The following is a 20,071-nucleotide window of genomic DNA, read 5'->3' as shown; positions in this document are numbered from 1 at the left end:
CCATACGATGGCTTCACCGTGTGTGGAAAGGGATGCGATGCCGGTTTGGGGCCTCGGAGTCGATCTTGGAACCAGCTTCTCGGCGGCGGCGATCGCGGTCGACGACCGTGTCGAGATCCTCGAGGTCGGGCGCGAACGGCGGATACCGTCGACAGTACTGCTTGACGACGCCGGGCGGCTGCTGGCGGGCAGCCTCGCGCAGCGGCTCGTCGGCCGATCGCCGGAGCGGGCCGAGCGCAACCCCAAGCGATACGTCGGGCGCGGCCCGATGCTGCTCGGCGGCAGCCCGGTCGAGGCCGGTGACGCGCTCGCCGCACTGCTGGAGCTGTTCGTCGCCGAGGGCTGCTCGCGCTTCGACGGCGCCCGTCCGGCCGCGGTCGTGCTGACCCACCCGGTCGCCTGGGGCGAGGACCGCCGCGAGGTGCTGCGGGCCGCCGCCACGCACGTCGTGCCGGACGCGACCCTGCACCTGGTCGAGGAGCCGGTCGCCGCGGCCGTGCACTACACGGTCTCGCACAACCTCAGCGAGGGCGGCCGGGTCGCCGTCTACGACCTCGGCGGCGGCACCTTCGACAGCGCGGTGCTGGCCCGCCGCAACGGCGCCTTCACGGTCGTCGGCAAGCCCGGCGGCGACGACCAGATCGGCGGCGAGACGTTCGACGAGCGGGTCTACGAGTACTTCGGCGCCCAGCTCGCCCAGAGCGCCCCCGAGTGGTGGGAGCAGGTCTCCACCGGCGTCGAGCGGCGCTGGCTGGCCGCCGCCGCCGACCTGCTCGGCGAGGCGCGGGCGGCCAAGGAGGCGCTGTCGGAGTACGACACGGCCAGCCAGTACATCAGCGGCGCCGACGTCGATGTCGAGATCGGCCGGACGGAGCTTGAGAACCTGATCGGCACCGACATCCAGCGCACCGCCGACATCCTCGACGAGACGATCCGCCAGGCCCAGGACGACGGCGGGCACGGCGTGGCCCTGGCCGGGATCTTCCTGACCGGCGGCGCGAGCCGCATGCCGCTGGTCGAGCAGACGCTGAAGGCGCGCTACGCCGCCCAGGTCCGCACCTGGGACGACCCGAAGACCGTCGTCGCGCTCGGCGCCGCCCGCATCGCCCGGACCCACCTCGGCGCCCCGGCCCCGGCCCCTGCTCCCGCCCCGGCCTCCGCCACGCCGGCCGCGCAGCCGCCGCGACCGGCCGCCGCCCAGACCTCGCCGGCCGCGCAGAGCGCGCCGCCGGCCGCCGCCGTGCCCGACGGGGACCGCTTCGACGTCGTCCTCGCCGGCGTGGTCGAGGCCTTCGGCACCGGCCAGGACGTCTACGTGTGGTCCCGCGAGGCGCAGGCCCGGGGGGACGTGCTGCACCGGGTCGACGCCGCCTCCGGCCGGCCGGACCGGCAGCTCGCGCTCGGCCGGATCACCGCCTGGGCCGGCTCCACCGAGGGGCTGCTGGTCTCGGAGGCGTTCAGCGCCATGGCCCGGCTGCACACGCTGAGCCCCGAGCTCGTCATCCGCTCGACCCGGCCGGTGCCGACGGCCGAGGACCCGGTCCTGCTCACCGACGGAGCCGTCGGCTGGGCGTTCCTGCGGCCGTATCCGTCGGCGCTGGTCGACAACACCCTCGGCCTGCCCTGGGGCCAGACCGGCGGGCTGTCGGTCATCGAGACCAACCTGACCGCCGTGTTCGTGCAGGACAGCCCGCCGCTGGACATCGGCGAGACGGCCCGGTGGTACGTCAACGAGAACAACCACCTGCGCCGCCTGTTCGACCAGAACAGCCCGTCGGAGTCGCTGCCGATGCCGGCCCTGGGCAAGGAGGGCGCCGTCGTCGTGCTGGGCCGCTACGCGAGCAAGGCCCCGATGGGTGCCACCTACCGCCGGCCCGGCGGGTTCGCGCGCGGCCGCCACCAGCAGGTCCAGCCGTACCAGGTGGTCGTGCGGGTCACCCCCGGCGGCGACGTCCGGCACAGCCAGCGGCGCGAGAAGAACTGGCTGTACCAGGCGGTGTACCACCGCGACCAGTGGCATCTGGCGACCGAGGCGGGACTGGAGACCGGCGCCCTGGAGGGCGAGGGCACGCTGCTGGCGGCCCGCCCTCGGCCGGGCGCGCTGCGCTGGTTCCCGGCCGGCGAGCAGATGTACGCGGTCGGCGTCGAGCAGGTGCTGCCCGCCCGCGGGCTGTGGGTGGCGATCCTGGAGCCGGGCGGCGGGCTGCGCACGCTCTACCAGGAGTCCAGCACGACGCTGCTGGGCCACCTCACCAGCCGCGAGCGATCCGAGGCGCCGCAGATCGTGACCGACGGCGACGGGCTGTGGATCGCCGCCGGCGCCGGCGACCGGCGCACCCAGCTGCTGCGGGTCACGCCGTCCGGGGTGCGGGTGGCGAAGTCGGCCTCCGGGTGGCTGGAGCCGGTCGCCCCGTTCGGCGCGGGCCTGCTGTGCCTGCACGACCCGTGGTCGCAGCCCGGCGTGGCCCGGTCGAACCTCGCCCACCTGGTGACGGTGCCGCTGTAGTCCCCGGTCCGGGGTAGTCCCCGGTCTGGCGAGTCCCCGGTCCGGGGTCGTCCCCGGTCCGGGTCAGGACGGGTCGGACCGGGTCAGCCGGGCCAGGCGCTCGCCCAGGTCGGCGTGCAGCCGCTCGGCCTGGGCCGACAGGCGCTTCACGGTGGCCAGCCGGTCCTCGGCGACCTTGGCCGCCTCCCGCCGGGCGTTGGCGTCGCGGGCCGACAGCGCGGTCAGCTCGGCCCGGCGCGCCTCGGCCTCCCGGCGCTGGGCGGCCATGCTCTCCTCGACCGCGTCCTCGGCCTCGCCCCGCCAGCGGGCCAGGGCCCGGTCCAGCGCTGTGATCATCTCGCCGGCGGCGGCGTTGAACGTCTCCGCGATGAGCTGCCGGATGCCGGCCTGGCTGCGGCCCGACTGCTCGTACTGGTGCCGCCGCCACGTCACGCCGATGGCCACCGCCGGGCCGGCGATGAGCGCGATCGGCAGGAGCACCCCGGTCGAGGCGAGCATCGCGGTGAGGCTGGCCGCCATCGTGATGCCCGGCACGCCCTCCCGCAGCATGTCGAAGCTGTGCCCCGGGGTCGCCGGGCGGTTGGTCAGCCGGTTGCGGGTCGTCGTCGGCAGCTGCAGGGTCACCAGGTCGATGTCGATCGCGTCGAGGCCCATCGCGGCGAGGTACTCCGTCAGCGCCCGCGTCGCCATCTCCTGCACCTGATCGGTCAGCTCGGCCCAGGCCGCCTGCAACGACAGCTCCACGCTCTCGGGCAGCCCGGCCAGGAACTCGTCGACCTTCGCCCGGTTCGTGAGGCTCGGCACGACGGCGTCGTACGGCCGGCGCAGCTCCTCCAGCTTCGTGCGGACCATCGTGGCCACGTCCCGGCCGAGGAACTGCTGCTCGACCGCGAACCGCCGCCGCTCGCGCACCCGGGCCGCGAGCTCCTTGCCGGCCGCCTCGACCTCGGTCAGCCGCTCCTGCAGCGTGTCCCGGCTCTGCGTGGCCGCGACCAGCCGGTCGTGCTCGGAGATCGAGACGGCCCGCAGTACCGCGTCGGTGCCGGCCAGGACCTTGCCGCAGCGGGCGATCTCGCGATCGCCGGCGCAGGAGCGGATATAGTCGGCGAGCCGGCCCATCCCGCTGCGCTCCCACAGCGCGTCGGCCCGCTCGTTCTGGCCCAGGGCCCGCCGGGCCGCGGAGGCCTCGGCGAGCTTGGCGCTGACCGGGATCCAGGGCGCGTCAAGCAGCCGCCGCACCCGCCCGCCGTGCGCCGGGTCGTCGGCCGCGCGGGCCGCGAACTCGCCCAGCCGCCGCCGGTTCTCCTCCAGCAGCTCCTGCCACGACGAGGAGTCCTCGACCATGGTCAGCACGAAGGCGACGACCTCGACCCGCTGCGCCGCCTCGGCCAGGAACTCCAGCTCGTGGCGCAGGATCGGCTGGTCCTGGGCGGAGACCGCGAACAGCAGCGCGTCGGCCTCCTGCAGCATGGCCATCGTGGTGTGCCGGTGGCCGACCGTGAGGCTGTCCACGCCCGGGGTGTCGACGAGGCGTACCCCGTCGAGCAGCGGATGCTCCATGGCGATCTCGACGCCGACGACGTCGCGGCGCTTCTGCGGGTCGCCGAGCGCGGAGGCGTAGTCGAAGATGTCCTCCGGGGTGATCGGCAGGCTGGCGACGCGCTCGCCGGAGCGGCGGCGGACCGTCACCGACAGCTCGGGGCCGCGGCGCACCGCCAGGTAGGTGTGCGTGGCGATGTCCACGTCGACCGGCAGCAGCTCCGGGCGGTCCACGAGCGCGTTGAGCATCCGGCTCTTGCCCCGCTTCTGCGCGCCGGCCACCACGATCGTGGCGGTGAGATCCTTCCACCGCGCCGCCTCCGCCGCGAGCACGCCCGCGAGGTCCTCGCGGCCGCTGCGCTTGGCGAGGGTGTGCACCTCGTTGGCGTGCACGAGCACCGCCTGCACGACCGACGGGCGGTTACGCTCCGATGTCATTCACGCTCCCCCGGGCTCAGCCCACGCGGCCGGTCACGGCCGACCAGATCAACTCGAACGCGCCGCACACCGCGGTCACCGCGCGCTTCTCGGGCGCCGGCAGCGGGCGGTGCAGCAGGACGCGGAACTGCGCGGCGAGCTCGGCGGCACGCTCGGCGACGGCGGGGGCGGCGGCGGTCGAGTCGAGCCCGACCTGGGCGGCCCGGTCGGCCCCGGACAGCAGCGCCGAGAGCGCCTCCCGCAGCGCCGGTGCCAGCCGGGGCGAGCGCAGCAGTTCCGCCACCTCGGCGTCGACGGCGACGGCTACGCCCGGTCTGGCTCCGTGAGGCTTCGCCGAGACGAACCCCGGCCGGGCGCCGCTCGCGGGCGCGGGCGCGGGCTCGGACGCGGGCTCGGACGCGGACGCGGGCTCGGGCTCGGGCTCGGGCTCGGGCTCGGGCTCGGGCTCGGGCTCGGGCTCGGGCTCGGGCTCGGGCTCGGGCTCGGGCTCGGGCTCGGGCTCGGGCTCGGGCTCGGACGCAGGCCCGGACGCAGGCCCGGACGCAGGCCCGGACGCGGGGCGGGGCGCGGGGCGGGGCGCGGGCGGGGCGCGGCCGGGGCGGCGAGCTCCTCCAGGACGCCGAGGACGTCGCGGGCGCGCTGGCCGGCGGCGACGTTGCCCGTCGTCATGGCCAGCCGGCGCCAGCGGATCGAGCGCTCGCTCGCGACCCGGGCGACCTGCTGCGCCGAGGCGTCCGGCGGCAGGCCCAGCTGCGCGGCCGGGGCGTCCTCGCGGGCCAGTGCGACCAGCTCGGCCAGCATGTCGTCGTCGAGGCTGAGCTGGCCGCGGCCGACCGCGTCGAGCGCGGCGAAGACCCGCAGCCCGCGCAGGCCGGCGGTGAGCGGGCGGCCCTCGTCGACGGCGTCGGCCAGCGAGGCCAGGGCGGCGCGGTCCGCGGCCCCGGCCGGCGCCCGGACCAGGCGGCGCAGCGCACCGATCGCGGCCAGGGCCTTGAGCTGGGCGGCCCGCTCGGTGAAGTGCCCGATGCCGGCCGCGACCGAGCCGGACGGGCCCGACGGGCCGGACGCGGCGGCCCCGGGCCCCGCGGTGCCGAACCCGGACGCGGCCAGCAGGGCGGCGTGGACGCCGTCGAGGTCCAGGCCCGGGCGCTCGCGCAGGGCGGTCGCCGCGGCGCGGATGCCGTAGCGGTGCAGCCGGGCCATGAGGCGCCCGTGCGCGGGCGAGGCCGCCGCGAACTCCTCCACGTCGAGCAGCCGGTCGTCGAGGTCGAGCTCGTCCAGGGCGGCCAGCTCGCGCAGCGCGGCCAGGTCGGCCGGGTCCAGCAGCCGGGCCCGAGCGGTCTCGGCGAGCAGCCCGACGACCGGGACCACGTCGAAGACCGAGGTCCGCAGCTGCTCGTAGGCGCGCCCGGCGAGCCGCCGCGCACCCGGCCACGGGTCGGCGGCGTCGCCGCGGCGGTCGACCTGGCTGAGCACGGCCAGGGTGTTCACGCCACTCATGCCGCAGGCCGCGGACAGCGCGCGGAAGTCGGCGAGGGCGCCCGCGTCGAAGCGCTGCACGTATCGCAGCACGTAGATGAGCGCCTGCGCATGGTCGGTGCCGTCGGTGCCGAACACCATCCGCCGGGCGGCCTGCTCGTTCGCGGCGGCGACGGTGTTGACCCCGGGCGTGTCGATGACGGTCAGGCCCCGCAGCGCCGGCAGCTCCAGCGTCACCCGCAGCCGGCGGATCCGCTCCGGCGGGGCCGGCAGGTGCTGCGGCGGCCGTCCGTCCGGGCCGAGCTCGGCGGCGCGGGTGGTGCCGTCGAGCAGCTCGACGTCGACCCGGCCCTCCTCGGAACCGTACTCGTACCAGGTCACCACCCGCGTGCACTCGCCCGCGTCGGCCGGCGCGACCGAGCGGCCGAGCAGTCCGTTGACGAGCGTCGACTTGCCGCCGCTGACCGCGCCCGCCACGGCGACCTGCAGCGGCTGGCGCAGCCGGTCGCCGACGGCCTTGACCCGGGCCCGCAGCCCCGGCTCGCGCAGCCGGACCGCGGTCGCGTCGCACAGCAGCGCGACGGCCGTGTCAGGTGCGCTCATGCCAGGTCTCCGAGGTCGTGGTGGTGCGCCGGGTCGTCATGGTGATCGAGCCCATGCTGATCGTAGTGACCGAGGCCGTGATGATCATCGTGCTGATGGGCAGGATCGGTCTCCCACCATCGGTACTCCTCGTGCCAATGCGTCGAATCGTGGTGCGGATCGTCGGCGGGGTCGGCCGTCATGTCCGTAACGCACCACTGCACCGGCGGTTCCGGGCTCGCCGGGTCGAAGGTGTGTGCGTACATGGCCGAGCGCTCGTGGTCGTACAGGTGCGTCCCGACGTCGAACAGCGCCCGCTCGAGGGCCGAGCGGTCCCCGGAATCATCGTCCGGAAGGGCGAAGTCAGCGAACCCACCGTCCATTACCGCGTCCCGGTCGGCCAGGACTGCGCCGCGGCGCTGCCACGCCGGCCGGTCGGCGTGGTTGGATGCTGAACCGTGGTGGTGCTCGCGCGGCGGTGCCGGTGATGGCCGAGGCCGCGGCGGCGCCCGCCGAGACGCGCCTCGTCGCGGCCGCCCTGGCCGGCGACCAGGACGCGTTCCGTGACCTGTGGCGCCCGGTGGAGCGCGCCGCATTCGGCGTGTGCCTGCACCTGACCGGCGAGCGCAGCGACGCCCTCGACGCGCTGCAGGAGACGCAGATCGCGGCGTGGCGGCACCTGTCCCGGTTCACCGGCCGCGGCCCGTTCGCCGCCTGGGTGCTCGCCATCGCCCGCAACGCGGCCCGCGACGTGCTGCGCCGCCGCGCGAACGCCCGCGAGCTCGGCCTGGAGGCGGCCGGCCCCGACCCGGCCGACGGCGCGCCGCTGTTCGCCGAGGTCGTCACCGACGTGCTCGGCGTGCGGGCCGCGCTGCGCGCGCTGCCGGTCAACCATCGCGAGGCACTCCTTCTCTGGGCGGGCGGGCTCACGTACGACGAGGTCGCCGCGACGATCCAGGCCCCGGTGAACACCGTGAAGGTGTGGATTCACCGGGCCCGGCAGCGGCTGCGGCGCGAGCTGACGCAGTAGGCGTCAGCGCGCGCGGTAGACGAGCACCTTGGGCAGGCGCAGCACCCGGTCGCCGTCGACGTAGCCGCACTGGGTGGTCTCGGCGACCGTGTCGTGCAGCTGCGGCGACGGGGCCGGCACCGAGCCGACGACCTCGTGCAGCTGGCCGTTGACCCGCACGTCCTGCACGAGCGTCTCGGTCACGCCGACGTCGCGCAGCGCCTCGAGCAGGGCCCGGGCCAGGCGCGGGTCACGCTCCAGGAGCTGGTCGCGGTACCGGATGGCGGCCTGGACCAGCTCGGCCCGCCGCACGCCCGGCTTGGCCAGCAGCCGCTCGACCTGCTGGGTCAGGGCCGGGCTGATGCCGCTGGCGGCGATGTCGCGCAGCGTGTGCCCGAGCCGGGTCTCGTCCTGCCCGGGCGGGCGCGTGCGCGGCGGGGCCTGGGTCGCCGCCCCGGCCGTGCGGGCGAACGGGGTGACGCCGGCCTGGGTCTGCGACGGCGGGCCGGCCAGGCCGGTGTACCCGGCGGGACCGTACGCGGCGGCGAGGCGCTGCCGGCGCTGCCACCACACGAACGCGCCGGCGCCGCCGCCGAGAACGACGACGGCGAGCAGCCCGATCCCGATCGCCGCCCCGTTGCCGCCGTCCGGCCCGGGCGCTCCGGTCGAGGGCGAGGAGCTCGGGGCCGGGCTGGCGCACGCGCTGGCCGGCTGCCCGTTCGGGTCCGGGTTCTGTCCCGTCCCGCCGCTGGGGGCGCCGTCGCCGGCCGGGGGCGCGGACGAGGCCGGAGCCGGGCTGGGGCATGGCTCGGCCGCGGCGGGGGACGCCAGCGGGACGAGCGCGGCGGCGGCGATCACGGCGACCGCCGCCAGACGGGCGGACCGCGTCACGCGCCACGCTCCATCTTGCTCTCCCACACGGCCCAGTCGGCCTGGCTGGTGGCCCGGTCGGTCTCGATGGCGTTGTCGGTGGCCTGCTGGTGGGCCTGCTCGCTGGCCTGCCGGTCGAGGTCGCCCTGGTGGATGTCGTTGCTGACCTGCCGCTGGTACGTGTACCCCTGCATCGACTGGGCGTTGCGGGCCGCGTTCGAGGCGTGCTCCGTGGCCGCCTGGACCTCGCCCGGGTCCTGCGAGCCCGGGTTCAGCGCCTCGTGGTAGATGGTGCCGGCGTCGTGCATCAGCGAGTTCACCGAGCTCGCGACGGCGGCGTTGTCGCCGGTCAGGCCGAGGTACCCGGCATTGCCCCCGTAGCCGCCGTCGGTGGGGAACGGGCCGCTCGACACGGCCTGCGTCTGCGGGTAGCTGCCCGAAGCATCGGCGTGGCCGGTATCGAACGGGCCGGCCGCCGTGTACGCCTGATCCGCCAGGCCGTCGGCGTTGCCGTCCACGTACATGACGTCGGCGTGCCCGTCATGGTTGAGGTCCATGTACTGCACGTCGGCCAGGCCGTCGCCGTTGGTGTCCACGAGCATGACGTCGGCGAAACCGTCGTGGTTGGTGTCGGTGTACTGCACGTCGAAGTGCCCGTCACCGTTGACGTCGAATGCCTGCGTGTCGACGACGTGGTCGCCGTCGAGGTCCCCGAACGCGGAGTGGTCGTCCATTGCCCTGTGCCTCCCGGAGTACGCCTTCGGAAATGCTGACGGGGCCGGCACCCGGATTGTTACACCCACCCGGCCACTTTTCCCCGGTGCGGATCCGGCGGCCTACGGCTGTGCTACCGGCGGACCGGGTCGCACCGGCCGAGCAGCGCGCGGGCGTAGGCGGCGGCCACCGCGGCGGCGTAGCCGCGCCAGCCCATCGCCATCCGGCTGTCGGCGTAGTCGCTGACCCCGCGGACCACCAGGCAGTCGCGGCCGGAGGCGAACGCCGCCCAGACGACGCCCGCCCCCTCCATCTCCAGGGCGCGGATCTGGTACCGCTCGGCGAGCTCGTCGCGGAGGCGGGCGTTACGCACCGACCGGTTGCCCGAGCCGATGCGCCCGTGGTGGACCTTGGGCCGGCCGGGCCGATGGCCGGACACGGCCGGATCGGGGTGCGCGACCGGCCCGGCGTCCGGGTCGTCGGAGCTCCACAGCACGTCGGCGGCCGGGTCCGGGCGGGCGAAGGCGGGCCGGGCCGCGATGAGCCGGTCCAGCTCCGCCTCCCACGGCCGCTCGCCGCGCAGCGCCGCCGCCTCGAGGACCTTCGCGCGCCGTTCGAGCAGGTAGTCGGGGCGGGGCTGGCCCATGCGCGGCTCGGCGCCGCCGGGGCGGTCCACGACGTGGTCGTAGTCGACGACGCCCCAGGTGCCCACGACGATGTCGCCGAGGCGGACGTGCTGGGCGGGGCGGTCGGGCGCGGGCACCCCGGCCGCGATGCCGACCATCAGCACCCGCTCGACGGTGGTGAAGCTGCGCAGCAGGTGGGCGACACCGGCGGCCGCGTCGTGGTTGGCGGTGGCGCCGAGCATGGTCAGCACGACCGGGTGGGGCCGCCCCGCGTCCGTGCTCGGCACGGTCCCGACCGCGTAGACGGCGCTGTCGCCCTCGACCGACCGCTCGGTCACGTCGTCGAGGAGCGCGAGCATCGCGTCGTACTCCTCCGGCATCGCGGCGATGATGCCGATCACGGCTCCGGCGGGCGACGGCGGCGCGGCGGCGCGGCGGGCGCGCTCGCGGGCGTTGGCCAGATATCGCAGGTCGTCCTCGACGGTCTGCGCGAGCCAGGCCGCCGTCTCCCGGTCGTCCAGCAACAGTCCGCCGGCGTCCGTGCCCAGGATCGTGCCGAGGTTGTCGCGGGTGATGGCGACGGTGAGCCGCAGGTCGTCGAGCCGGGTAATCAGCTCCGTCAGGCGGTCCCCGGCGCCGGCCGACGCGCCGGCGCGCACCTCGGGCTCGGCGGCGAGCCGCACGCGCACCTCGTAGCGCAGCCGGGCCGCCTCCAGCAGGTGCCGGGCGAGCGGCGGCGTCGCCGGGCTCCGGTCCGACCAGACGAGGGCCCCGAGCTCGGCCTCGCGATCGGCCGGGGCGAGGGCGAGGATCGTGCGCCGGGCCCGGTCGTGCTCGTCGTACGGCGGCAGCTCCCACAACGTGCAGCCGCCGACGACCGCCGGGTCGGCCGCCCACGGCTCGCCCGGGTCGGCCACGGCGCTCGGCGGGCCGCTGCCGACCCGCACCACCGCGACACCGAGCAGCTCGCCGGTGTCGTCGCCGAGGATCTCGGCCCACTGCCGCTCCCCCGCCGCCCAGCCGGGACCATCCGCGCCCGGCCCGGCCAACCAGGCGATCGACAGCACGAGCGCGTCCGGCTCCCGGCGCAGCACCATCTGGACCGACCCGTCGGCCCGCTGCCGCCCCGCCAGCAGCGGCCCGGCCGGCACCGCTCGCGCCTCGGCGGGCGGGTCGACGTCCGGCCCGGGCGTGCCCAGCGGCGCCGCGGTCGCGAGGATCCGCGCCGCGTCCGTCCACAGCCGACGGATGCGCTGGTGGGCAGGCTCCGCCCAGGGCCCGTCCAGCGGCGCGAACGCGTGCACGACGAGCTCCTGCTTGACCGCGCCGGCCGCGGCCGGCGCGGTCAATGCGGGCAATGCGGGCGGGGCCGGCGCCGGAGTCGGGCGGGGCGGGTCCTCGCCGGTGAGCGTGCGCACGAGCATGGCGCGGCGCAGCCGCAGCGACTTCGGGGCCGGCACGCTCAGGTCGATCGGGTCGATCCGGAACGGGCTGCGCGCCTCCAGTTCCGTCACCGCCCGGGCGAGGGCTTCGAGATCGGCGGCCGCGGCCACGTCCTCGACGGCCCGGGCCACGGCTGGCCACTCGTCGCCCGGCAGGTGCCAATTCGGCAGTTCCGTCAGCGCGTCCAGCGCCCGTTGCCGTACGTCGGCGGCCTCGGGCGTCGCGTCGGCGAGGTCCATGCCGACCGACTGTAGCGGCGACGCGGCCGGGCGGGCGGACGCGCGCTCGGCCACCCCGCCACATCGCGGACACCGAACGGCCCGCCCGCGCCCCGCAACGGTGGAGCGATTCCGGGTGCCGCGCCGGTACCGTCGACGCGTGACCGCCGACCCATCCGGCCCACCGTCGCGGGCGGCCCACGTCCACCGCGGGATGTGAGCATGCCGATGCCCGGCTGGGCGCGCCGGGTCGCCGCCGCCCGCGCGCACTGGAACGGCGAGCGCGCCTACCGCCGGGGCGACCTCGCCGACGCCGCCGAGCGGCTGGAGCGGGCCCTGCGGCGATGGCGGGCCATCGACCCGGACGACACCGCCGTGACCGCGATCCTCAACTCGCTCGGGCGCATCGCCGCGGACCGTGGCGACACCGCCGAGGCCGAGCGGCGCTTCCGGGCCGCGCTCGAGGTCGAGTCGCGGCGCGACGGGCCGGACCCGCGCACTGCCGGGGCCGCGAACGCGGAGCACAGCCTCGGCCGGCTGGCCCTCGCCCGCGACGACCTCGACGGCGCGCTCGCCCGCTTCGCCCGCGCCCGCGCGATCCTCGCCGAGCCCGACCACGACCCGGTGTCCCGGGCGACCGTTCTGCTCAGCATCGGCGCCGTGCACGACGCCCGCGACGAGCTCGACGCCGCGGCCGGGCACATCGCCCGGGCCCTGGACATCCTGCGCGAGACCGGCGCGCCGCCGGAGACGCTCGTCGCGGCCCTGAGCAACCTCGCCGTCGTCGACCTGCGCCGTGGCCGGATCGACGAGGCCCGCGAGAACCTGCTCACCGCGCTGGAGGTGACCCGCGCGGCGCGGCGGCCCGCCCCGGGCGCGACGGTGCTGCTCAACCTTGGCCACCTGGAGACGGACGCCGGCGACACCGCCAAGGCCCAGGCGTATCTGCGCGCCGCCCTCGCCGTGCGCGAGGCGATCGCGCCCGGCTCGCCCGCCGTCGGCTCGGTCCACCTGGGCCTGGCCCGGGCCGGACTCGCGGGCGGCGACCTCGACGACGCCGACCGGCACGCCCGCCGGGCCGTGGAGATCTACGCGGCCACCGACCAGACCGCCGCCCACGGCACCTGCCTGGCGACCCTCGCCGAGGTCCGTGGCGCGGCCGGGGACTTCGCCGAGGCGCTCGTGCTGCACCGGCGCGCCCTGGGGCTGCACCGCCGGGTCTCGCCCCGCTCCGAGGCGGTCGCGAACGACCTCAACAACATCGGCCTCGTCTACCACGACACCGGCGACCTGCGCCGCGCCGCCGAGTACTACCGGCAGGCCCTCGCCCTGCAGGAGGACACGGCGCCCGAGTCGACGCCCACGGCCACCATGCGCAACAACCTCGGCGTCGTGCTGCGTGCGCTCGGCGACGACGAGGCGGCGCTCGGGCTGTACCGCCGCGCCGCGGAGTGGGACCGGCGCACCGCCCCGCGCTCGCCCCGCCTGGCCACCGACCTGAACAACATCGCCGCCATCCTCGTCGAGCGCGGCGAGGCGGACCGGGCCCTGCCGATGCTGCGCGAGGCGCTCGACATCGACCTCGCCGGTGCCCCGGACTCCCCCGCCGCGGCGCACTCGATGGCGAACCTCGCCTGGGCGCTGTACCGCACCGGCGACCTCGCCGGGGCGCTGCGCCACGCCCGGCGCGCCGTGGAGATCGACCGGGCCCGCGCGCCGGGGAGCGACCGGCTCGCTGCCGACCTCACCCTGCTCGGCGACCTGCTGGCCGCCGGCGGCGACCAGGACGCGGCGGTGGCGACGCTGACCGAGGCGGTGGCGACCGTCGAGTCAGTGCGCTCCCGCGCCGGCGACCGGGAGACCGCGCTGGTCGACCGGCACGGGACGTACCGCCTGCTGGTCGGCGCCCTCGCCCGGCGCGGCGACGCCGGGGCCGCGTTCGCCTACGACGACCGGGGCAAGGCCCGCACGCTGCGCGAGCGGCTGGGCATCGGTCCGCGGCCGGAAACTGCCCTGCACGCCCGGCAGCGAGAGCTGAGCCGGCGCATCGCGGCCGCCCACCGGGGCCCCGGTGCCGCGCCGTCGCTGCGGGAGGAGTACGACGCGGTCACCGAGGAGCTCGCCGCGCGCGAGGCCGCCGACCCGGCCGCCGCCCCGCCGGTCCCCGGCGAGGTGCTCGCGGCCGTGCAAGCCGTGCTCGCCGACGGTGAGGTCCTCGTCAGCTACGCCCTCGCCGGGGACTCGGTGCTGGCCTGGGCCGTCACCCGCTCCGCGCTGCACGAGCACCGGCTGCCGATCGGCGCCGGGCGCCTGGCCGTCCTCGTCGACGAGGTCACGGCCGGCTACCGGGCCGGCCGCCGCGGGACCCCGCCGCCGGACGCGGTCCGCGAGCTCTCCGCGGCGCTGCTCGTCCCCGTCCCCGACGACGCCCGCCGCCTGACCGTGGTGCCGGACGGCCGGCTCGCGTACCTGCCCTTCGAGCTGCTCACCTGGTGTGGCGGCCCCGTCGCCGCCCGGCTCGTGACCGGCTACGCGCCGTCGGCGACGGTCCTGGCCGAGCTGCGCCGCCGCCCGCCGTCGGCCGCGCCCCGCGCCTTCGCCGGCTTCGGCGATCCGCTGCTCACCGCCGCCGACGGCACCGCGGCGCTGCTGCCGTCCGGCCGCCGCCTGCGCCCCCTGCCCGGCGCGGGCGCGGAGCTCGACACGCTCGCCGTCCTCTTCGGCGCGGACGGCGAGCGGCACGCCGGGGCGGCGGCCACGGAGGCGGCCGTACGCCGTCGTGCGCCCGCGCACCGGCTCGTCCACTTCGCCACCCACGGCCTGCTCGACGACGCCGACCCGCTGTACTCCGGCCTGGTACTCACGCCACCCGGACCCGGCGACGACCCGAGCGCGGGCGGCGACGATCTGCTGCAGGTGTACGAGATGGCCGATCTCGGCCTCGACGCCGACCTCGTGGTGTGCTCCGCCTGCCAGACCGGCCTCGGCACCGTGCGGGCCGGCGAGGGCCCGATCGGCATGGCCCGCGGCCTGCTCTCCGCCGGTGCCCGCTCGGTCGTGCTCAGCCTGTGGCCCGTCCCGGACCTGGCCACCCGCCGGCTCATGGTCGCCCTGTACGAGCACCTGCGCGCCGGTATCGCCCCCGCCGAGGCCCTGCACCGCACCCGCGCGGCGCTGCTGCGCGACGGCAGCCCGCTGGTCTGGGCCGCCTTCGTCCTCGTCGGCGCCGGCGGCGATTCCGGGTGAGCGCTCGGCCGCCCTACATTGGGTGGCATGGGCCAGCGCGCGGCAGCGTTCCCGGCGTCCGTCCGGATGGGGTTTGTGCTCGACGTGACCGGCTACGGCGGCCGCTCCGCGCGGGAGAAGGTCGACGTGCAGCACCGGGTCGCGGCGCTCGTCGACGAGGTGCTGCGCGACCTCGGGCTGTGCATCGACGATACTCATCACCACGGCACCGGCGACGGCATGGTGGTCTTCCTGCCCAGCGACGTCGAGGTGCCCCGGGCGCTCGCCCGCCTGCTGCGCTCGGCGGCGGAGATGCTGGCCGAGGACAACCGGCGCTACCGGGATCGGATGCGGCTGCGGATGGCCGCCGTGATCGGGCCGCTGGGCCCGGCCGCGATCGGATTCTCCGGGGCCGCGATCGTGGAGGCCGGGCGGCTCGTCGACAGCGAGGCGCTGCGCCGTGCGCTCGCCGAGCGGCCCCATGCCGACCTGGCCGTGGTCGTCTCCGAGCAGCTCTACGCGCACGCGCTGGCCGAGCGCCGCGCCGGCCTCAGCACCGAGGAGTTCCAGCCGGTCGAGGTGCACGCGAAGGAGTTCCGGGGCAGGGCCTGGCTGTGGAACGGCCCGGCCGCGCCCGGGCCGGCGGCCGAGCCCGTGTTCCGCGCTCTGCGGCCGGACGGCTGCGTCCTCGGCGTGCGCCCCGGGCGGATCATGCGCGTGCGCGACGTGGACATCTGGGTCAACAGCGAGAACACCGAGATGGAGATGCCCCGGTTCAACGAGTTCTCGATTTCGGCGATCATCCGGTACAACGGCGCCCGCCGCGACGCCGGCGGCCACGTCGTCGAGGACGTCATCGCCGACGAGCTGGCCCGGGCCGTCGGCGCTCACCGGCCGGTCGCGCCGGGGACGGCCTTCGTGACCGGCCCCGGCGCGCTCGCCGACAGCAACGCGGTCCGGTGGATCATCCACGTGGCCGCCGTGCACGGCGAGCCCGGCGCCGGGTTCCGCCAGATCCGCCACGTCGGCGCGTGTGTGGCCAGCGCCCTCGCCCACGCGGAGCGCCTCGCCGCCGACGACGAGGCCGTCCGGACGATCATCTTCCCGATGCTGGGCACCGGGCAGGCCGGCGGGTCGGTCGCCGCGACGGCGGTCGAGCTCGTCGCGGCGGCCGTGGACCACCTCGCGGCCACGCCGTCGACGCGGCTGCGGGGCGTGTACTTCCTGGGCTACACCGAGCAGGAGAAGACCGCCCTGACCGACGCCCTCGCCGCGCATCCGGCCCTGCGGCCCGCCCCGTGAGCCGGCGCTACAAGACGGCTTCCACCGGTACCGGTGCCGCGTGGCCGTCGATCGGGTGGGTGCGTTCGAGCTTGGCGCCCTCGACGTCGACGTCGGGCAGGATGCGGTCCAGCCACTTCGGCAGCCACCAGGCCGCCCGGCCCAGCAGGTGCATCGCGGCCGGGATGAGCAGCATCCGCACGACGAACGCGTCGATCAGCACGCCGAAGGCGAGGCCGAAGCCGATCGGCCGGATCGTGGCGGAGTCGGCGAAGATGAAGCCGGCGAACACGGAGATCATGATGATCGCCGCGGCGGTGACGACGGCCCGGCCCGCGTGCAGGCCCCGGCGCACCGCGAGCCGGGCGGGGGCGCCGTGGGCGTACGCCTCGCGCATGCCGGACACCAGGAACAGCTGGTAGTCCATGGCGAGGCCGAACAGGATGCCGATCTCGATGATGGGCAGGAAGCTCAGGATCGGCGCGGGGTCGTGCACTGCGAAGACCGGGCCGAGCCAGCCGAACTGGTAGATGGCGGTCAGCCCGCCGAACGCGGCGAAGAGGGAGAGCACGAACCCGGCGGTCGCGGTCACGGGGACGAGGATCGACCGGAACACGAGGATCAGGATGATCAGCGACAGGCCGACGACGAGCGTGAGGTAGATCGGCAGCGCGTCGGCGAGCTTCTGGGAGACGTCGATGTTGCCGCTGGCGTTGCCGGCCACGCCCAGCTGCACCGGGCCGGCGTCGACCGTCAGCGGTGACAGGCCGCGTAGGTCGCGTACGAGCTGGGCGGTCGACTCGCTCGACGGGCCTTCCTTCGGGACGACCTGGAACGCCACGACGGTGGAGTCCTGTGAGGCGCCGATCGGTGCCACGCCGACCACGTCGTGCTGCGCGGCGAGCCTCGTGCCGATCGCGGCCTGGGCGGCGGTGAGGTCGGCGCCGGCGAGCGCCCGCGGCAGGTCGGCGACGACGAGCAGCGGACCGTTGACGCCCGCGCCGAACTCCCGCTCGACCGTCTTGTAGGCCTGGTACTGCGGCGAGTCGGGAGCCTCCGCGGAGCCGGTGGGCAGCCCGAGACGCATCGACAGCGCCGGAATGGCGAGCACGGCGAGCACGGCCACACCGCCCAGCAGGGTGAACACGGCCCGCAGCGTCGACATGGGCGCCTGCGGCAGCGGTACCGCCCGGGGCCGCCCGGACGCCTCGCCGAGCGCCCGGCGCTCCGGGCGGCTGAGGATGCGCATCCCGACCAGCGACAGCAGCGCCGGGGTGAACGTGATCGCGATGAGCACGGCGACCGCGACGCAGACGGCGCCGACGGTGCCCATGAGCCCGAGGAACGGGATGCCGGTGACGTTGAGCGCGAGCAGCGCGACGAGCACGGTCGAGCCCGCGAAGACGACCGCGTTGCCGGAGGTGCCGTTGGCCAGCCCGATGGACTCCGCCATCGCCACGCCCTGCTTGAGCTGCCGGCGGTGCCGGTTGAGGATGAACAGCGCGTAGTCGATGCCGACGGCGAGCCCGAGCATGAGGCCGAGCACGGGCGTCACCGAGATCATGTCCACGGCGTCGGAGAGCGACAGGGCGGCGAGCACCCCGACGCCGACGCCGAGCAGCGCCCCGATGATGGGCAGGGCGGCACCGGTGATCGTGCCGAGCATCACGAACAGCGCGATCGCGGCGATGATGAGACCGGCGGCCTCACCCGGGCCGGCGACGTTCGGCACGCTCTGGGCGATGTCGTTGGACACGTCGACCCGCACGCCGTCGATGTGCGCGTCGGACGCCTGCTGCACGATCGCCTGCTTGAGCGCCGGGTCGACCGCGTACGTCGAGACGGTGAACTGCACGGCCCCGATCGCGGCGGAGCCGTCCTTCGACACGGTGCGGATCTGCGCGGCCAGGCCGAGCAACTGGGCGCCGAGGTCGAGCTGACGGGTCTCGGCGGCCAGCTTCGCGCGGTTGTCGTCGAGGGTCTTCTGGTTGGTCTGCAGCGCCTGCCGCTGGGCGTCGAGCTGTTGCTGCTGAGCGTTGAGCTGGGCCAGGGTCGACGGCGAGGACGCCGCCTGGGCCTTGGCCGCGTCGAGGCGCTGCTGGGCGGCATCGAGTTGCTGCCGGCCGGCGTCCAGCTGCGCCTGCCCGTCGTCGAGCTGCTGCTTGGCCTGCGCGAGCTGGGTCCGGCCGTCGGTGATCTTCTGCTGCTGCCCGGCGCGCTCGGCGTCCGTCTGGAACGGATCCGTGGTGCCGCGCACACCCTCCCGGCCGCCGATCTCCTTGAGCAGCCCGGCGACCTGGGACTTCTGCTGGTCGGTGAAGGCCCCGCCGCCGGTGGTGGCGAACACGATGGTGCCGGTGCCACCGCTGGCCTGCGGAAACTTCGCGGCGAGCTCGTCGGCCACTTTGCTGGTGGGTGTGCCGGGGATGGTGATCGCCCCGGACAGCGAACCGTGGAACAGTGCGTAGGCGCCCCCGGCGATCCCGATCACCACGACCCAGGTGGCGATCACGAGCCAGTGGCGCCGGGCGCAGAAGTGTCCGAGCCGGTAGAGCAGTTCGGCCATGCCGCGACGTTTCCTTCCAGATGGGTTTTCACTCGGGCGGGTTGCGCTCAGGCGGGCAGGTACCCGTTGCGAATGTTGTCCAGAAGCCGGGTGAGCAGGTCGTCCCACACCGCGCGAGCCGCCTCGTCGAGCACCCCGGAGGTCAGCGCGATCCACCGGCCCACGATCACGACGATGCCGCTCGTCAGGGAGCTCACCATCAGCTCGACGTCGAGCGGATCGGCGGCGTCGTAGCGGCGCGTCACCTCGGCCGCGAGGGCGCCGGCGATGCGCCGGAACGCGGTGTGCGTCAGCACCTGGGAGCGGCCGTCGTCCGGTCCGGGCACGCCGACGATCGCGATGATGGCGACGACCGCGCCGACGAGGTCGGCGGCGCGCAGGGTCCGGGCCAGCTCGTCGAACATCGAGGCCCGGCTGCCGTCGCCGACCGGCGCGGCGGCGACCTGGGCCAGGAAGTCGTCGACGAGGACCGACAGGACCTCGGTGCCGAGCGTGAGCAGCACGTCGTCGAGCGAGGCGAAGTGGTTGAACACGGTCCGCCGGGCGACGTCGGCCCGCTCGGCCAGCTCGTCCACCGAGAAGTGCGCCCCGCCCCGCTCGTCGATCAGGCTCCGCGCGGCGCCCAGGATCGCGGCCCGATGGCGGGCCTTGAGCGCCTCGCGGCGACCGGTCGACTGATCACTCACTGCTATTACACTAAGTGCAACGATGCACGTGGTGCAAATTGATCCGGTTCAGTATTCTCCGGCCCCGGATCGTCCGCTGCTACGCCGTCGCCACCGGTCCCGGGCTCTGATCCGGGCGCAGCCGCGCCTCGATGAGCTGTGTCACGACCCGCAGGGCGTGCGCGGCCCGCGTCGCCTCGAACGAGTCCGCGGGCCCGGCCAGCGTCGCCGCGGCCAGCGACCGGCCGGAGGCGCGGATCGGCACGGCGACGCCGCTCATGCCGGTCTGGAACTCGCCGCGATCGATCGCGTACCCGCGCCGCCGGGTCGCCCGCAGGTCGGCCACCAGACGCGACCGGTCGGTGAGGGTGTCCGGGGTGCGGGCGGTCAGCGGCAGCCGGTCGAGGAGCGCGTCGGTGACCTCCGGCGGGCCGAACGCGAGCAGCGCCTTGCCGGCCCCGGTGCAGTGCGGCGGGAAGCGCCCTGCGACGCGGGTGTCCAGGCGCGGCCGGCGGTGCGAATCGACCTTCAGCAGGTAGGTCACCGCGTCGCCGTCCAGCACCGCGAGCTGCGCCGTCCAGCCCAGGGCCGCGTGCAGGTCGACCAGGTAGGGCCCGGCGGTGTCCAGCAGCGTGACGCCGGCCTGCCCGGCCAGGGTGCCGAGCTCGAAGAGCCGCAGGCCCAGCCGCAGCCCGCCGGGGCCCTCGGCGAGCAGTCGCTGCCCGAGCAGCGTCGCGACGATCCGGTTGACCGTCGCCGGGGGCAGCCCCGTCGCGCCGGCCAGCTCCCGGCGGCTGATCGCGCCCGCCGCGCCGACGGCGTCCAGCAGCGCCAGGACCCGTCCGATCATCGTCGACGGCGACTCGTGACTCACTCAGTGATTCTGCCGCTCGCCAGGCCGGGGCCGCGG

At 75.8% G+C, this 20,071-nt stretch carries 14 protein-coding genes; 4 read left to right on the top strand and 10 right to left on the bottom strand.

Annotated elements, in window-relative coordinates:
- The first annotated feature begins 37 nt into the window (after positions 1–37).
- Positions 38–2,506, top strand: a complete 2,469-nt coding sequence (locus ACQPY0_RS28775) for an Hsp70 family protein (RefSeq protein WP_432994684.1) — start codon at positions 38–40, stop codon at positions 2,504–2,506.
- A 63-nt stretch (positions 2,507–2,569) separates the two neighbouring features.
- Here the strand turns inward: ACQPY0_RS28775 and ACQPY0_RS28770 are convergent, their stop codons facing one another.
- The 4 genes from ACQPY0_RS28770 to ACQPY0_RS28755 are packed head-to-tail and all read right to left on the bottom strand — an operon-like array spanning position 2,570 to position 6,927.
- A complete protein-coding gene (locus ACQPY0_RS28770; protein ID WP_432994682.1) occupies positions 2,570–4,483 on the bottom strand; it encodes a dynamin family protein in 1,914 nt (637 codons plus the stop codon).
- Between the two features lie 16 nt (positions 4,484–4,499).
- Entirely contained in the window at positions 4,500–4,766 is a 267-nt protein-coding gene (locus tag ACQPY0_RS28765) for a hypothetical protein (RefSeq protein ID WP_432994680.1), read from the bottom strand.
- Positions 4,767–4,786: 20 nt separating this feature from the next.
- A complete protein-coding gene (locus ACQPY0_RS28760) occupies positions 4,787–6,565 on the bottom strand; it encodes a dynamin family protein (protein WP_432994678.1) in 1,779 nt (592 codons plus the stop codon).
- On the bottom strand, positions 6,562–6,927 hold the full coding sequence (locus tag ACQPY0_RS28755) for a hypothetical protein (RefSeq protein ID WP_432994676.1): 366 nt from the start codon (positions 6,925–6,927) through the stop codon (positions 6,562–6,564). Before ACQPY0_RS28755 ends, ACQPY0_RS28760 begins: the two co-directional genes overlap by 4 nt.
- 65 nt (positions 6,928–6,992) lie before the next feature.
- On the opposite strand from ACQPY0_RS28755, the gene ACQPY0_RS28750 reads away from it, so the two are divergent.
- Positions 6,993–7,574, top strand: coding sequence for an RNA polymerase sigma factor (locus ACQPY0_RS28750; RefSeq protein ID WP_432994674.1), 582 nt, complete (start codon positions 6,993–6,995; stop codon positions 7,572–7,574).
- 3 nt (positions 7,575–7,577) lie between these two features.
- On the opposite strand, the gene grpE is transcribed toward ACQPY0_RS28750, so the two are convergent.
- The 3 genes from grpE to ACQPY0_RS28735 form a co-directional block, all read right to left on the bottom strand.
- On the bottom strand, positions 7,578–8,444 hold the full coding sequence (gene grpE / locus ACQPY0_RS28745) for a nucleotide exchange factor GrpE (RefSeq protein ID WP_432994672.1): 867 nt from the start codon (positions 8,442–8,444) through the stop codon (positions 7,578–7,580).
- Positions 8,441–9,157 carry a hypothetical protein gene (locus ACQPY0_RS28740; RefSeq protein ID WP_432994670.1) on the bottom strand — a complete coding sequence of 239 codons (717 nt, stop codon included), beginning with the start codon at positions 9,155–9,157 and terminating at the stop codon, positions 8,441–8,443. Before ACQPY0_RS28740 ends, grpE begins: the two co-directional genes overlap by 4 nt.
- Positions 9,158–9,270: 113 nt before the next feature.
- Entirely contained in the window at positions 9,271–11,445 is a 2,175-nt protein-coding gene (locus tag ACQPY0_RS28735; RefSeq protein ID WP_432994668.1) for a CATRA conflict system CASPASE/TPR repeat-associated protein, read from the bottom strand.
- A 201-nt stretch (positions 11,446–11,646) separates the two neighbouring features.
- Between ACQPY0_RS28735 and ACQPY0_RS28730 the strand changes: the two genes are divergently transcribed.
- Entirely contained in the window at positions 11,647–14,670 is a 3,024-nt protein-coding gene (locus ACQPY0_RS28730; RefSeq protein ID WP_432994666.1) for a tetratricopeptide repeat protein, read from the top strand.
- A gap of 27 nt (positions 14,671–14,697) precedes the next feature.
- Positions 14,698–15,951, top strand: coding sequence for a macro domain-containing protein (locus tag ACQPY0_RS28725; protein ID WP_432994664.1), 1,254 nt, complete (start codon positions 14,698–14,700; stop codon positions 15,949–15,951).
- A gap of 7 nt (positions 15,952–15,958) precedes the next feature.
- Here ACQPY0_RS28725 and ACQPY0_RS28720 read toward each other — a convergent pair whose 3' ends face one another.
- The 3 genes from ACQPY0_RS28720 to ACQPY0_RS28710 all read right to left on the bottom strand — a co-directional run bounded on the left by ACQPY0_RS28720 (position 15,959) and on the right by ACQPY0_RS28710 (position 20,035).
- Complete coding sequence (locus ACQPY0_RS28720; RefSeq protein WP_432994662.1) at positions 15,959–18,496, bottom strand: MMPL family transporter; 2,538 nt, start codon at positions 18,494–18,496, stop codon at positions 15,959–15,961.
- Between the two features lie 47 nt (positions 18,497–18,543).
- A complete protein-coding gene (locus tag ACQPY0_RS28715) occupies positions 18,544–19,182 on the bottom strand; it encodes a TetR/AcrR family transcriptional regulator (RefSeq protein ID WP_432994660.1) in 639 nt (212 codons plus the stop codon).
- A 79-nt stretch (positions 19,183–19,261) separates the two neighbouring features.
- Complete coding sequence (locus ACQPY0_RS28710; protein WP_432994658.1) at positions 19,262–20,035, bottom strand: IclR family transcriptional regulator; 774 nt, start codon at positions 20,033–20,035, stop codon at positions 19,262–19,264.
- Positions 20,036–20,071 lie beyond the last annotated feature (36 nt).

It is taken from the genome of Dactylosporangium sp. CA-233914 (genome assembly GCF_050942935.1).
Lineage (GTDB): Bacteria > Actinomycetota > Actinomycetes > Mycobacteriales > Micromonosporaceae > Dactylosporangium.
The sequence above is the reverse complement of the archived record's forward strand: the minus strand, read 5'-3'. Positions and strand labels throughout refer to the sequence as shown.